Here is a 16,730-nt window from a genome sequence, read left to right as displayed (position 1 = left end):
CCTTTGCTACTTCAAAAAACGCGACAGCGCCGTCTTCACCTCGTCCAGCAGCTGCTGCTGGCTCATCGGCTTGGCGCTTTCGTGCTGCTTCTCGCCCCCCTGCCCCAACACGCAGTTCTCCAGGTGCCGGGTCAAGAGTTCCACCCCCAGTGCATCCAGCGCCGAGCGTACGGCGGAGATCTGGTTCAGGATGTCGACGCAATAGCGCTTCTCATCCAGCATCCGCTCGATCCCGGCCACCTGCCCGGCGATCCTCTTGACGCGCATTGTCAGCTTGTCTTTAGGTGAGTCAGTCATGGCTCCCTCCTGCTCTTTTGATACCCCCACGGGGTATGCATTCCGAAATAAACATACCCCCCATGGGTATCCACTGTCAAGATGGAAAAGGTCGTCCAGGAGTTGGTGTGGAGCCTCTCCCATGGGGGGGGAGGTCGGGAGGGGGGAAGCTCCCCCTCCCCAGCCCTCCCCCTCCAGGGGAGGGAGTTAAGAGCGGCCGGGAGGGGGCGCTTGTCGGTCGGATTACGCCTTGAGGAACTGTCTGAGCACGTACGGCAGGATGCCGCCGTGGTGGTAATAGTCGAGCTCGTTGGAGGTGTCGATGCGGGCTAGGACCTTGAAGGACCCGGTGCTCCCGTCGACCCTGGAGAACGCGACCTCAACCTCCTGACCCGGAACAAGTGCGTCGAGGCCGGCGATCTCGAAGGTCTCGGTCCCGTCCAGCCCGATGCTCTTGTAGTTGTCACCCGGAAGGAACTGCAGCGGCAGAATGCCCATCCCCACCAGGTTCGAGCGGTGAATCCTCTCGAAACTCTCGGCAATGACCGCGCGGATGCCGAGGAGCTTGGTTCCTTTGGCCGCCCAGTCGCGGGAAGAGCCGGTGCCGTACTCCTTGCCTGCGATGACGACCAGCGAAACCCCTTCGGACTGGTACTTCTCTGAGGCCTCGAAGATCGACGTCTGAGTGCCGGTGGCGTCCCCTTGGGCGAAATGCCTGGTGACACCACCTTCAACACCGGCTACCAGCGCGTTCCTGATCCTCGTGTTCGCGAAGGTGCCGCGCACCATCACCTCGTGGTTGCCGCGGCGTGCCCCGTAGGAGTTGAAGTCCTTCGGCTCGATGCCGAGCGACATCAGGTAGCGTCCTGCCGGAGTGCCCTTGCCGATCGAGCCCGCCGGTGAAATGTGGTCGGTGGTGATGGAATCGCCGAGCAGTGCCAGGCAGCGCGCCCCCTTGATGTCCGCGATCGACTCGGGTTGCGCCGGCAGATCGAGGAAGAACGGCGGCTCCTTGATATAGGTGGAGTCCTGCTGCCACTGGTACAACTCGCCGCTCGGGACGGAGAGCCCGCGCCACTGGTCGTCGCCATGGAAGACGTCCGCGTAGTTGGTGGCGAAGGACTCGGCGTGCACGCAACTTTGAACGAGCTGGGCGACTTCCTTGTCATCCGGCCAGATGTCCTTCAGGTAGACCGGCATGCCGTTCGGGTCGGTGCCGAGCGGATCGCGGGTCAGGTCGATGTTGATGTTGCCCGCCAGCGCGTACGCGACCACGAGCGGCGGCGAGGCGAGGTAGTTGGCCCGGACGTGTGCGTTGATGCGCCCCTCGAAGTTGCGGTTGCCGGAAAGCACCGCCGCGACGGCGAGGTCACCCTCCACCACGGCGCGCGAGATATGGTCCGCCAGCGGACCGCTGTTGCCGATGCAGGTGGTACAGCCGTACCCCACCAGGTGGAAGCGCAGGGCGTCCAGGTACGGGGTGAGTCCGGCCGCGGCGAGGTAATCGGTGACCACCTTGGAGCCGGGAGCGAGGCTCGTCTTCACCCAGGGGCGCACCTGGAGCCCGCGGCGCACCGCGTTTCTCGCCAGCACACCTGCGCCGATCATGACCGACGGGTTCGAGGTGTTGGTGCAGCTCGTGATGGCCGCGATGACGATGGAGCCGTGACAGAGGTTGTAGCTCGTTCCGTCCGGCTGGCGCACCGGGACGCATTGTCCCAGGTTACCAAGCGCCTTGTCGGGGTGCTCGGCCATCAGTTCGGGCGCCACGGTGACCGGCGAGCCCCCTTCGCCGAGCCAGCGGTTCAGGGTCTCCTTGTCGACGTGCGCCGCGTCCTGCTGCTTCAGGGTGACGAGCTGTTTTCTGAACGAGCCGCGCACCTCCTTCAAGCGGACCCGGTCCATCGGGCGGCTCGGTCCGGCAAGGGACGGTTCCACGTCGGCGAGGTCGAGCTCGAGGGTGTCGCTGAAGACAGGCTCGGGTCGGTCTGAGGAACGCCACAACTCCTGCTCGCGGAAATACGCCTCCACGAGCGGTACGAACTTGCCCCTGCCGGAGAGCTGCAGGTATGCCGTGGTCTGCTCGTCCACCGGGAATACGCCGATGGTGGCGCCGTATTCGGGCGCCATGTTGCCTATGGTCGCGCGGTCGGCGATGTTGAGCGAAGCGGCGCCGGGGCCGTAGAACTCGACGAACTTGCCTACCACCCCCTTCTTCCTCAGCATCTGGGTGATGGTAAGCACGAGGTCGGTCGCCGTGGCACCTGGACTTAGGGAACCGGTCAACCGGAAGCCGACCACCTGCGGGATCAGCATGGAACAGGGCTGCCCGAGCATGGCCGCCTCGGCCTCGATCCCCCCCACGCCCCAGCCGACTACGCCGAGACCGTTGATCATGGTGGTGTGGGAGTCCGTCCCCACCAGGGTGTCCGGGAGCACCCAATCCTCTCCGTCGACCGTGTTAACAAGGGCCACCTGTGCGAGGTACTCGAGGTTCACCTGGTGACAGATGCCGGTCGCCGGGGGGACGACGCTGAAGTTTCTGAAGGCGGACTGCCCCCAGCGCAGGAACTGGTAACGCTCGTGGTTTCTTTCGAATTCGAGAACCGAGTTTGCCTGGAGGGCGAGCTGGCTGCCGTACTGGTCCACCTGGACCGAGTGGTCGATGACGAGATCGGCGCGCTGCATCGGGTTGATGTCGGCGGGGCGTCCGCCGAGCCGGTCCAGCGCCGAGCGCATCGCGGCCAAGTCTGCGACGGCGGGGACGCCGGTGAAATCCTGCAACAGGATGCGCGCAGGCATGAACTGCAGCTCCTTGTCCGGTTCCGCCTTCGCATCCCAGCGGGCGACCGCCTCGATGTCCTCTTTCTTCACCACGACACCGTCTTCGCGGCGCAGAAGGTTCTCAAGGAGGATCTTCATGGAGTACGGAAGTTTGGAGATGTCGATGCCGGAGTTGGCCGCGAAAGCCTTCAGCGAGTGATACCGATAGGTCTTGCCGTCCACGTTGAGCGTGGAGAGGGTGTTGTAGCTGTTGTTGGCCATGCTGGTCTCCTCAGACTTTTTTTACGGCGACGTTTGCCGCCACGAGAACCGGGTCCCAAACCGGTGCGTACGGAGGGGAGTAACTAAGGTCGAGCTCGGCTACTTCGAAAACGGTCATACCCTTGTAGATAGCGGTCGCGAGCACGTCGAGCCTTTTCGCCACCACGTCCTCGCCGACCATCTGGCACCCGAGCACGAGGCCGCTTCCCTTCTCGCAGAAAAGGACGATGCGCATGGTGCCGCCGCCGGGGAACTCGCCGCGCGTGGGGGCATCCACCGTCACCTTGACCACGTTCTTTCCAAGCGTCTGCATCTGCAACTCCGAAAGGCCGGTGGTGGCGACGGTGTAGTCGAAGAACTTGAAGACGGCGGTCTGGTCGACGCCCCAGAACTCGGCCATCTTTTCCGGGTTGCAGATGTTCTGGCCGATAAGGCGCCCCTGCTTGTTGGCCGCGGGTCCGAGGGGGAAGTAGGAATTCCGCCCGAGCTGCCGCACGTAGTGTTCCGCGCAATCGCCGCCGGAGAAGACGCCGTCCAGGTTGGTGCGCAGGAAACGGTCCACCTTCACCGCGCCCGCGACGCCGAGTTCACCGCCTGCCGCCGCGAAGAGAGCGGTGTTCGGGCGCGCACCTGCGGCGACTACGACCATGTCCGCCTCGAAGGCGCCCGCCGAGGTGCGGACCACACGTCCGGCCTTTTCCTCGATATCCACCCCGGTCAGGAGCTCGAGCCCCTTCTCGGCCGCCTTTTCCATCACCTTGGCGCGCACTTCCTCGCAAAAGGAGGGAAGGATCATGGCCGCCTTTTCGACGATCACCGGCTTCAGTTTCATGTTGGTGAGGACGTCGGCAACTTCGAGGTTGGTGTAACCGGCGCCTATCAGCAGCACCTTGGCGGGCGGTTTCTCATAGAGGAAAGACTTGGCCCGGCGGGTATCTTCCAGAGTTCTGAAGTAGAAGACGTCTTCGCTGTCAAAGCCGGGGTAATCCAGGCGGATCGCCTTGTTGCCCGTCGCATAAACAAGGAAGTCGTAACTTTCACGGTAGCTGTGACCGCTCTTCAGATCGGTCACATCGACACTCTTTCCTGACGCGTCGATCCTGGTGACCTCATGATACAGCCGGTAGTCCACCCCCCTCTCCTTCCGGATCGTGTCGAGGGGCATCGCGTACAGCTTTTCCACCGGCTTTTCCTTGAAATACAGGTTGTAGGGCATGCCGCAGGCCGCGTAGGAGACGTCGCCGCTTTTCTCCAGCACAACCACCTCGGCTTCGGGATCCTGCCTCTTGATCTGGCTCGCCGCGGACAACCCGGCGGCAATGCCGCCTATGATGACAGTCTTCATGGATACTCCGAAGTTAGGCGGGCTCGAACATGCTCTTATCTACGCCGCAGACAGGACAGACCCAGTCTTCGGGAATGTCTTCAAAGGCAGTCCCCGGGGCCACACCACTGTCGATGTCGCCTACTTCCGGGTCATAGATATAACCACACACTGTGCAACGAAATTTCTGCATGACATCCTCCTTTTTCACCGCGAGTTACTGTACCGGTTTTAAGTCATTCACCCATCCGGGTGCCGAAAAAACATCCATAAAAAGTAGCCGCCGCCAAAGTAATGTCAAGTCGTCCAGATCATTAGAGAGAGCAGTATATACAGCGGGAATTATTGGTGCTAAAGATAGCCGACCGCGCTGCTCGTTAATTGTGCGCGACAGCGAAAAATCACGACACTGGAGTACCGATGAAAGCTGCACCAGGCAAACTAGACACCTCATTGCTTTCCTCCGAGCAGCGCCCGATGCTGCGCTTTCTGGTGGTGCTTACCGCCGCTTCCACCATCGGGCTTCAGGGATACACCATCCTTTTCAATAACTTCGCCGCCGAGATGGTGCACCTGAACGGCAGCCAGGTCGGCATCACCCAGTCGGTCCGGGAGATCCCCGGCCTTTTGACGCTGCTCGTAGTGTTCGTGCTTTTGCTGGTCCGTGAACACAAACTCGCCGCGCTCTCCGTCGCGCTTTTGGGGCTCGGCACCGGGATCACCGCTCTCATCCCCTCCTACGGCTGGGTCATCTTCACCACCGTGGTGATGAGCTTCGGGTTCCACTACTACGAGACCACCAACCAGTCCCTCACGCTGCAGTACTTCTCTACGGCGGTCTCACCGCTCATCTTCGGGCGGTTACGCGCGCTTGCCGCCGTATCGAGTGTCATAGCCGGCATCATCGTCTTCTGTCTTAGCGGGGTTGTTCAGTACCGGGGGATGTACCTGGCCATCGGTGCTATCGTACTTGCCGCCGGCATCTGGGGACTCTTCCAGAACCCGACCCACGCGGGGATCGTGCCGCAGCGCAAAAAGATGATCCTGAGGCGCCGCTACTCGCTCTTTTACATCCTGACCCTGCTATCCGGCGCCCGCCGTCAGATCTTCGTCGTCTTCTCCATCCTGCTTCTCGTCCAGGTCTTCCACTTCACCGTGCGCGAGATGACCATTCTTTTCATCGTCAACAACGTGGTCGCCTACGTCTTGAACTCCCAGATCGGCAAGGCGATCAACCATTTCGGGGAACGCTCCATCTCCTCCATCGAGTACAGCGGCGTCATCGTCATCTTCCTCGTCTATGCCTTCACCTCGTCGAAAAATCTCGTCATGTTCATGTACATACTGGACAACATCCTCTACAATTTCGACGTTGCCATCCGGACCTACTTCCAGAAGGTGGCCGATCCGGCCGATATCGCGTCATCAATGTCAGTCGGATTCACCATCAATCACATAGCAGCCGTTTTCCTGCCCGCCCTGGGCGGTTACTTCTGGATGATGGATTACCGCATCCCTTTCATAGCAGGCAGCGTGCTAGGAGTCATTTCGCTCATCGCGGCACAGTGGATGCGGGTTCCAGGCAAGACGCAGGATGCTACACTCATTGAGAATCCAAACTGAATTTCTGCACTGATAAAGCGGTAAGTACATACACCGATAAAGAGGTCATCATGTTCAAGCGAATCGATCATATAGAGATAATCCCTACCGACTTGGAGCGCTCGATCGCGTTTTACACGGACATCCTGGGGTTTTCCGTTAAACAAAGGATGTCCGTGACAGCTGCGCCGCTGGAGGAAATTGCGTACCTGGCGCTGGGCGATACCGTGCTGGAGCTGATGCGGGTCAAGGACCCGACGATAACCGCGGCAGAGCCATGGGGAACCGGTTACCGGATGATGGCGCTGGAGGTGGAGGACATGGATGCCGCCCTCGCCTATCTTGCCGGCAAAGGCATCACCCCAAGTTGGGGACCCGTGACACTTGGGCCTTCCAAACGGGCCGAAATTCATGACTGCGACGGCTTTCCCATCGAACTGAGACAGTGGTAGCCACCAAAGGAGGAAATATGATGATCCCGGAGAAGATGAAAGAAGTGATGGCGCACGAAGGCGTGGTGGCGATTGTGACACAGGGGATCGAAGGCCCCCACATGGTCAACACCTGGAACAGCTACCTGAGGATCAGCGACGACGGCAAGCTTCTTGTGCCGGTGGGCTACATGCACCTCACGGAAAACAACCTGGCGCAGAACCCGAGGGTCCTCATGACGCTGGGAACCCGTGAAGTCGAAGGAACGCACGGTCCGGGCACAGGTTTTCTCGTTGAAGGTCAAGGGACCGTGGTGGACAGCGGCGCCACCTACGACTCCACCAAGGCCCAGTTCCCCTGGGCGCGCGCCGTTCTCGAGATAAAAATCACCTCGGCAAAGCAGACCCTGTAAGACGGCATAAGGCCTCAGGTTCCCCCCTTTGCGAAGGGGGAGCCTGCCCCACGTAGCCTTGGCGAAGGGGGAGCCTGCCCCACGTAGCCTTGGCGAAGGGGGGACAGGGCGGATCTGCTTTGTGCGTACAAACACCCCAAAGACATCAACTACCTTGCCGCATCTCCCCTACCCAGCCGATTTTTTCACAAAAAAACACCTGAAGGCCCAGGGCCGACAGGTGTTTGTAATACGTCTTTTGCGTGAAAACTGACTACTTGAAAGTGGCGAGGATGTACTTGGCGATGGCCTTGGCCTCGGCATCGGGCACCGCCTTGGCGTCGAACTTGGTCATGCCCGGACCGGGGTTGCGCATCTTCGCGACGATGTCCTTCTCGGACTTGACCCCGTTTTCGGCAAGGGACTTCTTGCTGAGCGTCTTTTTCGGGTTGATGATGTTGCCACCTTTGGGGTGGCAGGCGGCACAGTGCTGATCGAATTTCGCCTTCGCGTCTACCTTCGCTGCAGCAAAGGCGGGAGCGACCATCACAGACATAGACATTACGGCGACAACTGCAACGATAGTTTTCTTCATCTGATTCCTCCTTGGATGTTTTCCTGCGCCCAACAGTTCACAGCGGTCAAGGCTGTGACTTTAGGACGGCAAAAGCGGAATCAATGCTAGTCTAGATTTTCCTGTTGTCAATGACCCTGGAGGCTTTGCCTTCGGCCCTCGGGATGCTGTTCGGCTCGACCAGTTTCACCACGGCGCCGACGCCGAGTACCGAGTCGATCTTCTTCTCGACCTTGTCGAGGAAGGCCTTCTGCATCTTCATCTCGTCGAAGAAGATGTTCTCGGTCACCTCGATGCGGATCTCCAGGGTGTCCAGCGCCCCCTTGCGGTCGACGACCAGTTGGTAGTGCGGCTGGCACCCCTCGATGGCGAACAGCACGTCCTCGATCTGCGAGGGATAGACGTTCACCCCCTTGATGATGAGCATGTCGTCGGAGCGCCCCATGGTCTTCTTCATGCGGACGAAGGTCCTGCCGCAATCGCATTTCGCGTAGTCGAGCGAGGTGATGTCGCGGGTCCGGTAGCGCACCATCGGGAACGCCTCCTTGGTGAGCGAGGTGAGCACGAGTTCGCCGACGCTCCCCGGGGGGAGCACCGCGCCGGTATCGGGATCGATGATCTCGGCGATGAAATGATCCTCCGAGATGTGCATGCCGCGCTTGCAGAGACACTCGCCGGCGACACCCGGGCCGATGACCTCGGAGAGTCCGTAGTTGTCGGTGGCGGTGATGCCGAGACGCTCCTCGATCTCGCGGCGCATCGCCTCGGACCAGGGCTCGCCGCCGAAGAGGCCGACCTTGAGGGTGAGGCTTTTCGGGTCGACGCCCATCTTCTCCATGCGCTCGGCGATGGTGACCGCGTAGCTCGGGGTGGAAACGAGCGCGGTGGTGCGGTAGTCCTGCATGATCATGATCTGCTTCTCGGTGTTGCCTGCACCCATCGGGATGACCGAGGCGCCGATCATCTCCGAGCCGTAGTGCAGGCCGAAGGCACCGGTGAAGAGGCCGTAGCCGAAGGCGATCTGGACCACGTCGTCGCTGTTGACCCCCGCCGCGGTCATGAACCGCGAGACCAGGGTCGACCACACCTTGAGGTCGTTCTTCGTGTAGCCGACGACGGTCGGCTTGCCGGTGGTGCCGCTAGAGGAATGGATGCGCACGACCTCGCGCAGCGGCACCGCGAACATGCCGTACGGGTAGTTAAGACGCAGGTCTTCTTTGGTGGTGAACGGGAGTTTCGAAAGGTCGGCGAGGGAGCGTACATCCTCGGGGACGATCCCCATCTCCTTGAACCTGTTGCGGTAGCAGGTGACGTTCTTGTAGACGCGGTTCAGAGTAGCCTGGAGCCGTTCCAGTTGAAGCTGCTCGATTTCTTCTCGCGGCATGCACTCGTAATCGGGATCCCAAATCTGCATGTAAAACCTCTCTTCAATTACAGTATCAACGCTCCCAAATTTCCTTCTTATCCCGGCCAAGGTAGGCGCGCTGGACATCCTTGTTTTCCAGTAACTCGGACGCCTTTCCTTCAAGAATCACTTTACCTGTTTCGAGGACGTAACCGCGATCGGCGACCTTCAGGGCGGCACGCGCGTTCTGCTCGACGAGCAGGATGGTGGTACCCTCCTCGCCCCTCAGACGCTCGATGACCTTGAAGATGTCCTGCACGACCAGAGGTGCGAGCCCCATGGACGGCTCGTCCAAAAGCAATAGCCTCGGACGCGCCATGAGGGCCCGGCCGATGGCGAGCATCTGCTGTTCGCCGCCGGAAAGGGTCCCTGCGGCCTGGCGCCTGCGCTCCTTCAGCCTCGGGAACATCAGGAACATCTTCTCCAGATCCGCGGCGATCTCACTCTTCTCGCCCCTCGTGCGATAACGGAGATAAGCGCCGAGCTCGAGGTTCTCCTCGACGGTGAGCGGGTTGAAAACCTGGCGCCCCTCGGGCACCTGCGAAAGCCCTAGAGAAACGATGCGGTCCGCGGAAAGCCCCGCGACGTCCCTCCCCTCCAGCACGATCTCGCCGCTTGCGGTCGGGATGATGCCTGAAAGGGTGTTGAGAAGCGTCGTCTTCCCCGCGCCGTTCGCGCCTATGAGGGTGACTATCTCGCCCGGCTTCAGGTGCAGCGACACGTTTTTCAGGGCGTGCACCTTGCCGTAGTAGGCGTTTATGTTCTTGATCTTAAGCATCTCTGTCCTCGCCTACTCTTCCCCGAGGTAAGCCGTGATGACCGCCTTGTTGTCCTGGATCTCGCGCGGCGTCCCCTGCGCCAGCTTGGTCCCCAGGTTCAGCACGACGAGATGGTCGCAGATGTCCATGACCAGTTCCATGTCGTGCTCGACGAGGGCCACGGTTACGCCCAGGTCCCGGATACGCTTGATCAAATCGCCCAATTCCGCGGTCTCGCCGCTGTTTAGTCCGGCGGCAGGCTCATCCATGAGCAAAAGCTTCGGCTCGAGCGCCATGGCGCGTGCAATCTCAAGCAGGCGTCCCTTGCCGAACGAGAGCGTTCCCGCCTGCACATCGGCCAGTTCCGGGATGCCGACGAACTCGAGCAGTTCGAGGGCCCGTTCGCGGATGCGGCGCTCCTCCTTCATCTGCCACGGCATCCTGAACGAGCAGGCGAAGAGCCCCGAGCCGCTTTGCGTGTGCAGCCCGACCATCACGTTCTCGAGAACGGTCATCTTCCCGAAAAGCTCGATGTTCTGGAAGGTTCGCACCAGACCCAGGCGCGCGCGCCCTTCCGGCGGGAGTTTGGAGATGTCCTTCCCCTCGAAAAGCACGGCACCACAGGAAGGGGGATAAATTCCTGTCGCGACGTTGAAAAGGGTGGTCTTTCCGGCACCGTTGGGGCCGATGATGCCGGTGATGGCCCCCTTCCCTACCTCGAAACTGATACCGTCGAGAGCGGTGAGCCCGCCGAACCTCTTGCCGATGCCGTTCAGGCTAAGCATTGCCCACCTCCGAGCCTTTCTTCGCCGGCATGATGAGCCTGAACAGTGCGGGTATCCCTTGGACCAGCCCGCCCGGCATGTAGATGGTCATGGTGACGAGCAGCAGGCCGTACACGATGATGTCGTAGTCCTGGAAGGCGCGCAGCATCTCCGGGAGCAGGGTCAGCAAGAGTGCCCCGAGGATTGAGCCGTAGACGCTTCCCAGACCGCCGATGACCACCATGGTGAGAACCTCGACGGAAAAGCCGAACCCGAAGGAGGCGGGCGAGATGAAGGTCATGACATGGCAGTAGAGGCTCCCCATGATGGCGGACATGAACGCGGAGAGCGTGAAGACCTGCACCTTCATGAGCCTTGCGTTCACCCCCATGACGCGCGCCGCCACCTCGGAGTCGTGGATCGCCCTGAGCGCCCTGCCGAAGCGGGAGTTGACGAGGTTCAGCGAGAGAAGGATCATACCGAGCGCGAAGCACCAGACGAGGTAGTAGTTCTTGAGGTCCGAGTCGAAGGTGAGCGTGCCGATGGCGAGGTTCGGGATGCCGGATAGCCCGGAGGGGCCGCCGGTGAGGTCGACGGTCTCGTTGAAGGCGATGTTTGCGATGACGCCGACGCCGAGGGTCGCCATGGCGAGGTAATGCCCTTTCAGGCGCAGCACCGGGAAGCCGAGGGCGAAGGCGAAAACGGCGACGCACAGGGCCACCACGACCATCGCCACCCACGGATTGAAGCCGAACTGGGTGGTGAGCACCCCCGAGCCGTAAGCGCCCAAACCGAAGAAGGCTGCCTGCCCGAGCGAGATCTGCCCGGCGTAACCTAGCAGGAGGTTCAGCCCGAGCGCCAGCACGCCGTTGATCCCGACGAAGATGAGGACGTTGGTCAGGTACCCCCCCGACAACGGCAGCGGTAACAGCAGCACTACAAGAGCGAAAACGATGAATTTAATTCTGTCGGATCTCAAAGTAAACCTTGTCGTTCAGCGTCGTTTGTAAAACGGGAACCGCTTCAAAAGAGAGCGTCACACCCGCTCGGTTTCGCCCTTCTTGAAAAGCCCCTGAGGACGGATGAAGAGGATCAGGAGCAGGATGAAAAACGCGATGGCGTCCTTGTAGCCTGAAGAAACGAGACCTGCACCGAGGGACTCCAGGGTGCCGAGGATCAGCCCGCCGAGCACCGTCCCGAGACCGCTCCCCATCCCTCCCATGATCGCGGCACAAAACCCCTTGAGGCCTAACATCACCCCGACGTCGTAGGAGGTCATGGTGAGGGGCGCGATGATGACCCCCGCCAGCGAGCCGACCGCCGCGCTGATCACGAAGGAAAAGAGCACCATGCGCCCGACGCTTATGCCGACGAGGTTCGCGGCACGGCGGTTGAAGGAACAGGCGCGCATCGCCTTGCCGCTGATGGTGTGGTTGAAGAAAAGGCGGCAGCCGACGATGACCATCACGGTGACGCCGAAGATCCAAAGGTGCTGCGGCAGAAGCGTCGCTCCCGCGACGGTGATGGGGTCGGTCCCGGAAAAGGCCGGGAGTGCCTGGGTGTCTTTCCCCCAGAGGAGCATGACCACGCCGCGGATGAGGATGCTCGCGCCGATGGTGATGATGATGAGAGCAAGCGGCGTCGCGTTCTTGAGCGGTCGGATCGCCAGCCGTTCGAAGAGGATGCCTATTACCGTGGTCACCGCCACGGCGGCCACGATGGCCGCCGCAAGCGGTAATTGCAGCACGTTCAGCGAAAAGATGGTCAGCACCCCGCCCAGCATGACGAACTCACCCTGGGCGAAGTTGATGATCCCCGTCGAGTTGAAGATGATGGCGAAGCTCAGTCCGATCAGGGCGTAGATGGAACCGGTGGCGAGCCCCGATATGACGAACTGCGTTACCTGGTTTAGAAGCTCCATGAATCCTCTTTACTTGACCAGCACCCAGTCTTTCTTACGTACTTCGACCAAGGTGAAGGCGTCCTTGGTGAGCCCCGCATGGTCCTTGGCGGAGTAGCTGAACACGCCGCCGATGCCTGCGAAATTGCGGGTCGCTTCCAGGGCGTTGCGGATCCCGGCGGGGGTGTCCCCTCCCCTCTCGATGGCACCTTTCAGAAGCATCATGGCGTCCCACGCGTGGCCGCCGAAGTGGTCGCCTTCCGCCCTGTAGTGGTTCTGGTAGTCCTTGATGAAGGCGAGCAGGGAACCCTTCTGCTTGTCGCTCTTGGGCAGCAGGTCGGCAACGAGCACTTTCCCGGACGGAAGCCTGATCCCCTCGGCCGCATCGCCGGCAAGCTCGATGAACTTCTTGGAGGATACGCCGTGGCTCATGTAGAGCGGAATGGCAAGCCCGAGCTGTTTCGCGTTCCTCGCGATGACCGCGGGACCGGGGTTGGTGCCCCAGCAGATGATGGCGTCCGGCTTGGCCGACTTGATCTTCGTGAGCTGCGGCGTCATGTCGGTGTCTTTCGGACCGTAGGTGTCATCTGAGATGATCTGGATGCCGAAATGCCTGGCCTGCGCCTTAAGCTGCTCGCGCCCAGAGGAGCCGAAGGAGTCGGACACGGTGAGGATGGCGACCTTGCTCTTTTTCTCCTTCTTCAGTTGCTCATAGATGCGCGCGACGGCGAGGGTATCGTTCTGGGCGGTCTTGAAGACCCACTTCTTCACCGGATCGGTGATCTTGATGCCGGCCGAGCAGGAGATGAGCGGCACCTGGGCCTTCTCGACGACCGGGATGACCGCCATGGTGTCGCCGGTGGTGCTCGGGCCGATGATGGCGACGACCTGGTCGTTCTTCACCAGCTTGTTGGCGAGCTGGACGGCCTTGGTGGCGTCCCCGCCGGTGTCGTAGGTGATCAGTTCCAGCTTGCGCCCCTTCACGCCGCCTGCCTTGTTGATCTCGTCGACCACCATCTGGGCGGTGTTGCGCTCGGGCTCGCCCAAGAAAGAAGCCGGGCCTGTTACGGCGAAGAGCGCGCCGATCTTGATCGGAGGAGCCGCCAGTGCGGCGGTGGACAGACAAAACAACGCAAGCGAAGCAAAAGCAGTCGAGACCAGTTTTTTCACAGATCCTCCCTCCCCTTTGGTGCGGCGTTAGCCGCGATTCTCATTTCACGATTACCCAGTCGCCCTTGACGATGCGCACCATCTCGAAAGCACCGAGGTCGAGCCCGTTGTGGTCCGCCGGGGTCATCTTGAAGATGCCGGATACCCCGACCAGCCGGCCGTTTTTCTCGATGCCGTCGCGGATCTGCGCCGGGGTGGTGGCACCCTTCTTCACCGCGGCCAGTATGAGCTGGAACCCGTCATAGGCATAGCCGCCGAAAGTGGAAGCCTCAACGCCGTAGCTCTTCTTGTACGAGGTGTTGTAGTCCTTGAGCAGTTTCGCCTGCGGGTCGCTGCTTTTCAGCAGGTCGAAGACGGCGAGCTTGCCAGCCGGCAGCATGATCCCTTCGGATGCCTGCGGAGTCGCCAGCTCGATGTACTTCTTGGAGGCAACGCCGTGGCTCTGGTAGATCTGGGTTTTGATGCCGAGCTGCTGGATGTTCCTGGTGATGATGGCGGGGCCGGGGTTCGTTCCCCAGCAGATGATGGCATCCGGTTTGGCCGCCTTGATCTTGGTGAGCTGCGGCGTCATATCGGTGTCCTTCGGCGAGTAAACCTCGTCCGCCACGATCTTGAAGCCGCGCTTGGCCGCCATCTGTTTCAGCTGTTCGCGCCCGGAGGAGCCGAAGGAATCGGAAACGGTGATGAGCGCTATGTTCTTCTGCTTCAGCTTTTCAGCCTGGATGAGGATCTTCTCCGCGGCGACATGGTCGTTCGCCGGGGTCTTGAAGACCCATTTCTTCACCGGTTCGGTGATCTTGATCCCGGCGGCGCAGGAGATGAGCGGGACCTGCTCCTTTTCCGCGATGGGGACAACCGCCATGGACTCGCCGGTGGTGCTCGGTCCGACGATGGCGACGACCTTGTCGTTCTTGATCAGCTTGTTGGCGAGCTGGAGAGCCTTGGTGACGTCCCCGCCGGTATCGTAGATGACGACCTCGACCTTGGAGCCGTTGATGCCGCCTTTGGCGTTTAGTTCGTTGGCAAGAAGCTCAAGGGTCTTCTTTTCCGGTTCACCGAGGAAAGAGGCAGGGCCGGTGACGGCGAAGAGTCCGCCGATCTTGATGGTGCCGGCGGCAAAGGCCGCGGTGGCGGTGGTCAGAAGCAGCATGGTGATACTGATTACAGCGAGCATCTTTCTCATCTGTTGCCCCCCTCTACTTGGTTAATCGCATTGAATATGAACAGGTCGTACAGAAACTACATGCTGTAGAGTCTCTCCCCCGGCAGCACGTTGAAGTTTTTGGAGGTCAAGGTGGTGATCGCTTTTTGCGTCTCGTCGAAGCGGAAGATCATCACGGCATTCTCGCCGCAGCGCTCGACAAACGCGTACATGTACTCGACGTTGATCCCGTCGCCGTCCAGCACCTGGAGGATGTCGGCGAGCCCGCCGGGACGATCCGGGATTTCGACAGCTACGACGTCGGTCTTGCTGACGGTGAAGCCGCGCTCCTTGAGCACGGTCCGCGCCTTCTCCGTGTCGTTCACGATGAGGCGCAGGATGCCGAAGTCGGAGGTGTCCGCCAAGGAAAGGGTGCGGATGTTGACACCGGCATCACCCAGTATGCGGGTCACTTCCGCCAGACGTCCGAACTTGTTTTCGATGAATATGGAGATCTGTTCTACGTACATGACTTTTCCCCCTTAGGCTTTGTTCCTGTTGTCGATGACGCGTTTCGCCTTCCCTTCGCTGCGGGTGATGCTTTTCGGTTCCACGAGCCTTACGCGGCAGGTGACGCCGAGCATCTCCTTGATCTGCTTCTCGATCTTGGACGAGAGTGCCTGGAGATGCTTGATCTCGTCGGAGAAGAGGTTCTCGCCCACCTCGACCTGGACCTCCAGTGTATCGAGGTTGTCCTTTCTCTCCACGATGAGGACGTAGTGCGGCTCGACCCCCTCGACACCCATGAGGATCGCCTCGATCTGGGACGGGAAGACGTTGACGCCGCGGATGATGAGCATGTCGTCGCTTCTGCCGCTCATGCGCGCGATGCGGGCGTGGGTCCTGCCGCAGATGCAGGGTTCGTAGGTGATGGAGGTGATGTCGCGGGTGCGGTAGCGGATGAGCGGGATCCCCTCCTTGGTGATGGTGGTGATGACCAGCTCGCCCATCTGACCCTCGGGAAGCACCACGCAGGTCTCCGGGTTGATGATCTCCGGGATGAAGTGGTCCTCCCAGATGTGGAGCCCCTTCTTCGCCTCGCAGCACTCGATGGCGACGCCCGGTCCCATGATCTCGGAAAGGCCGTAGATGTCGACGGCGGAGAGGTTCAGCTTCCCTTCGATGTCGCGGCGCATCTCCTCGGACCAGGGCTCGGCGCCGAAGATGCCGACCCTGAGTTTCAGGTCGCGGAAATCGATCCCCTCTTCTTTCGCTGCCTCGGCCATGAAGAGCGAGTAGGAAGGGGTGCAGGTGAGCACGGTGGAACCGAAGTCCTGCATGATCATGATCTGTTTCTTCGTGTTGCCGCCCGACATCGGGATGACCGAAGCGCCCAGCCGCTCGGCGCCGTAGTGTGCGCCAAGGCCGCCGGTGAAGAGGCCGTAGCCGTAGGAGTTGTGGATGATGTCACCCTTGTGCACACCGGCCGCCATGAAGGAGCGCGCCATGAGCTCGCTCCAGGTCTCGATGTCCTTCTTGGTGTAGCCGACGACGGTCGGTTTGCCGGTGGTGCCGGAGGAGGCGTGGATACGAACGATGTCCTCCATGGGCACGGCGAAAAGGTTGTACGGGTAGGAGTCCCGCATGTCCTGCTTGTAGGTGAAGGGGAGCCGCTGCAGATCCTTGAGCGACTGGATCGAGTCCGCGGTGACGCCCGCCTTGGCGAGCGCCTCCTTGTAGAAGGGAACCGATTTCTCGACGCGCGCCACCATCGCCTTCAGCCTCTTCAGCTGCAGCGCCTCGAGCGCCTCCCTCGGCAGTGTCTCGAATTCCTCGTTGAAAAACATGACTGACTCCTTAACTGATACTGACAGCGCAGGCTTAAAGACTCTCAAGGCTTATTTAACGCAAAGCCGCAAGGGCGCAAAGAATACCTAAAACTGGTTTA

The 16,730-nt window shown here is 60.8% G+C and carries 17 protein-coding genes; 3 read left to right on the top strand and 14 right to left on the bottom strand.

Annotation, left to right across the window (positions count from 1 at the left end; all coding sequences use genetic code 11):
- Positions 1 to 6 precede the first annotated feature (6 nt).
- The 4 genes from D6Z24_RS04955 to rd all read right to left on the bottom strand — a co-directional run bounded on the left by D6Z24_RS04955 (position 7) and on the right by rd (position 4,838).
- Positions 7 to 297: a metal-sensitive transcriptional regulator gene (locus D6Z24_RS04955; RefSeq protein ID WP_129125459.1), complete on the bottom strand. Its 291-nt coding sequence runs from the start codon at positions 295 to 297 to the stop codon at positions 7 to 9.
- Positions 298 to 519: 222 nt separating this feature from the next.
- Positions 520 to 3,321 (bottom strand): aconitate hydratase AcnA, encoded by a 2,802-nt coding sequence (gene acnA / locus D6Z24_RS04950; protein ID WP_129125458.1) that lies wholly within the window; start codon positions 3,319 to 3,321, stop codon positions 520 to 522.
- Positions 3,322 to 3,331: 10 nt separating this feature from the next.
- On the bottom strand, positions 3,332 to 4,666 hold the full coding sequence (locus tag D6Z24_RS04945) for an FAD-dependent oxidoreductase (RefSeq protein WP_129125457.1): 1,335 nt from the start codon (positions 4,664 to 4,666) through the stop codon (positions 3,332 to 3,334).
- Between the two features lie 13 nt (positions 4,667 to 4,679).
- Positions 4,680 to 4,838, bottom strand: a complete 159-nt coding sequence (rd, locus tag D6Z24_RS04940; RefSeq protein ID WP_129125456.1) for a rubredoxin — start codon at positions 4,836 to 4,838, stop codon at positions 4,680 to 4,682.
- Between the two features lie 227 nt (positions 4,839 to 5,065).
- Here rd and D6Z24_RS04935 point away from each other — a divergent pair, with 227 nt between their 5' ends.
- From D6Z24_RS04935 to D6Z24_RS04925, 3 genes are read left to right on the top strand one after another with little or no spacing between them, the layout of a single operon-like run.
- The gene (locus D6Z24_RS04935; RefSeq protein ID WP_129125455.1) at positions 5,066 to 6,268 is read left to right on the top strand and encodes an MFS transporter; all 1,203 of its coding nucleotides are present in this window, start codon (positions 5,066 to 5,068) and stop codon (positions 6,266 to 6,268) included.
- Positions 6,269 to 6,318: 50 nt separating this feature from the next.
- Positions 6,319 to 6,699 carry a VOC family protein gene (locus D6Z24_RS04930; protein WP_129125454.1) on the top strand — a complete coding sequence of 127 codons (381 nt, stop codon included), beginning with the start codon at positions 6,319 to 6,321 and terminating at the stop codon, positions 6,697 to 6,699.
- A gap of 17 nt (positions 6,700 to 6,716) precedes the next feature.
- Positions 6,717 to 7,091, top strand: a complete 375-nt coding sequence (locus D6Z24_RS04925) for a pyridoxamine 5'-phosphate oxidase family protein (protein ID WP_281275016.1) — start codon at positions 6,717 to 6,719, stop codon at positions 7,089 to 7,091.
- Positions 7,092 to 7,344: 253 nt separating this feature from the next.
- Here the strand turns inward: D6Z24_RS04925 and D6Z24_RS04920 are convergent, their stop codons facing one another.
- From D6Z24_RS04920 to D6Z24_RS04875, 10 genes are all read right to left on the bottom strand, one after another.
- On the bottom strand, positions 7,345 to 7,665 hold the full coding sequence (locus D6Z24_RS04920; protein WP_129125453.1) for a c-type cytochrome: 321 nt from the start codon (positions 7,663 to 7,665) through the stop codon (positions 7,345 to 7,347).
- 91 nt (positions 7,666 to 7,756) lie between these two features.
- Entirely contained in the window at positions 7,757 to 9,058 is a 1,302-nt protein-coding gene (locus D6Z24_RS04915; protein WP_129125452.1) for a phenylacetate--CoA ligase family protein, read from the bottom strand.
- Positions 9,059 to 9,083: 25 nt separating this feature from the next.
- The gene (locus D6Z24_RS04910) at positions 9,084 to 9,827 is read right to left on the bottom strand and encodes an ABC transporter ATP-binding protein (RefSeq protein ID WP_129125451.1); all 744 of its coding nucleotides are present in this window, start codon (positions 9,825 to 9,827) and stop codon (positions 9,084 to 9,086) included.
- A gap of 12 nt (positions 9,828 to 9,839) precedes the next feature.
- The gene (locus D6Z24_RS04905; RefSeq protein ID WP_129125450.1) at positions 9,840 to 10,592 is read right to left on the bottom strand and encodes an ABC transporter ATP-binding protein; all 753 of its coding nucleotides are present in this window, start codon (positions 10,590 to 10,592) and stop codon (positions 9,840 to 9,842) included.
- Positions 10,585 to 11,550: a branched-chain amino acid ABC transporter permease gene (locus D6Z24_RS04900; RefSeq protein WP_129125449.1), complete on the bottom strand. Its 966-nt coding sequence runs from the start codon at positions 11,548 to 11,550 to the stop codon at positions 10,585 to 10,587. Before D6Z24_RS04900 ends, D6Z24_RS04905 begins: the two co-directional genes overlap by 8 nt.
- A gap of 57 nt (positions 11,551 to 11,607) precedes the next feature.
- Complete coding sequence (locus D6Z24_RS04895) at positions 11,608 to 12,492, bottom strand: branched-chain amino acid ABC transporter permease (RefSeq protein ID WP_129125448.1); 885 nt, start codon at positions 12,490 to 12,492, stop codon at positions 11,608 to 11,610.
- A gap of 9 nt (positions 12,493 to 12,501) precedes the next feature.
- A complete protein-coding gene (locus D6Z24_RS04890; protein ID WP_129125447.1) occupies positions 12,502 to 13,641 on the bottom strand; it encodes an ABC transporter substrate-binding protein in 1,140 nt (379 codons plus the stop codon).
- A gap of 40 nt (positions 13,642 to 13,681) precedes the next feature.
- Entirely contained in the window at positions 13,682 to 14,824 is a 1,143-nt protein-coding gene (locus D6Z24_RS04885) for an ABC transporter substrate-binding protein (protein ID WP_129125446.1), read from the bottom strand.
- Between the two features lie 56 nt (positions 14,825 to 14,880).
- Positions 14,881 to 15,312 (bottom strand): ACT domain-containing protein, encoded by a 432-nt coding sequence (locus tag D6Z24_RS04880; protein WP_129125445.1) that lies wholly within the window; start codon positions 15,310 to 15,312, stop codon positions 14,881 to 14,883.
- Between the two features lie 12 nt (positions 15,313 to 15,324).
- Positions 15,325 to 16,629, bottom strand: a complete 1,305-nt coding sequence (locus D6Z24_RS04875; RefSeq protein ID WP_129125444.1) for a phenylacetate--CoA ligase family protein — start codon at positions 16,627 to 16,629, stop codon at positions 15,325 to 15,327.
- Positions 16,630 to 16,730: the final 101 nt, after the last annotated feature.

The organism is Geomonas oryzae, from assembly GCF_004117875.1.
In the GTDB taxonomy this organism is placed as follows: domain Bacteria; phylum Desulfobacterota; class Desulfuromonadia; order Geobacterales; family Geobacteraceae; genus Geomonas; species Geomonas oryzae.
Note: the sequence above shows the minus strand (reverse complement) of the source record. Positions and strands in the feature narration are given on the sequence as shown.

Bases quoted from the DNA above. Each gene is read 5' to 3' on its own strand.
- D6Z24_RS04885 (WP_129125446.1), bottom strand. From the start codon at position 14,824: ATGAGAAAGATGCTCGCTGTAATCAGTATCACCATGCTGCTTCTGACC.
- D6Z24_RS04955 (WP_129125459.1), bottom strand. From the start codon at position 297: ATGACTGACTCACCTAAAGACAAGCTGACAATGCGCGTCAAGAGGATC.
- acnA (WP_129125458.1), bottom strand. From the start codon at position 3,321: ATGGCCAACAACAGCTACAACACCCTCTCCACGCTCAACGTGGACGGC.
- D6Z24_RS04920 (WP_129125453.1), bottom strand. From the start codon at position 7,665: ATGAAGAAAACTATCGTTGCAGTTGTCGCCGTAATGTCTATGTCTGTG.
- rd (WP_129125456.1), bottom strand. From the start codon at position 4,838: ATGCAGAAATTTCGTTGCACAGTGTGTGGTTATATCTATGACCCGGAA.
- D6Z24_RS04895 (WP_129125448.1), bottom strand. From the start codon at position 12,492: ATGGAGCTTCTAAACCAGGTAACGCAGTTCGTCATATCGGGGCTCGCC.
- D6Z24_RS04935 (WP_129125455.1), top strand. From the start codon at position 5,066: ATGAAAGCTGCACCAGGCAAACTAGACACCTCATTGCTTTCCTCCGAG.
- D6Z24_RS04915 (WP_129125452.1), bottom strand. From the start codon at position 9,058: ATGCAGATTTGGGATCCCGATTACGAGTGCATGCCGCGAGAAGAAATC.
- D6Z24_RS04945 (WP_129125457.1), bottom strand. From the start codon at position 4,666: ATGAAGACTGTCATCATAGGCGGCATTGCCGCCGGGTTGTCCGCGGCG.
- D6Z24_RS04875 (WP_129125444.1), bottom strand. From the start codon at position 16,629: ATGTTTTTCAACGAGGAATTCGAGACACTGCCGAGGGAGGCGCTCGAG.
- D6Z24_RS04925 (WP_281275016.1), top strand. From the start codon at position 6,717: ATGATGATCCCGGAGAAGATGAAAGAAGTGATGGCGCACGAAGGCGTG.
- D6Z24_RS04930 (WP_129125454.1), top strand. From the start codon at position 6,319: ATGTTCAAGCGAATCGATCATATAGAGATAATCCCTACCGACTTGGAG.
- D6Z24_RS04910 (WP_129125451.1), bottom strand. From the start codon at position 9,827: ATGCTTAAGATCAAGAACATAAACGCCTACTACGGCAAGGTGCACGCC.
- D6Z24_RS04905 (WP_129125450.1), bottom strand. From the start codon at position 10,592: ATGCTTAGCCTGAACGGCATCGGCAAGAGGTTCGGCGGGCTCACCGCT.
- D6Z24_RS04880 (WP_129125445.1), bottom strand. From the start codon at position 15,312: ATGTACGTAGAACAGATCTCCATATTCATCGAAAACAAGTTCGGACGT.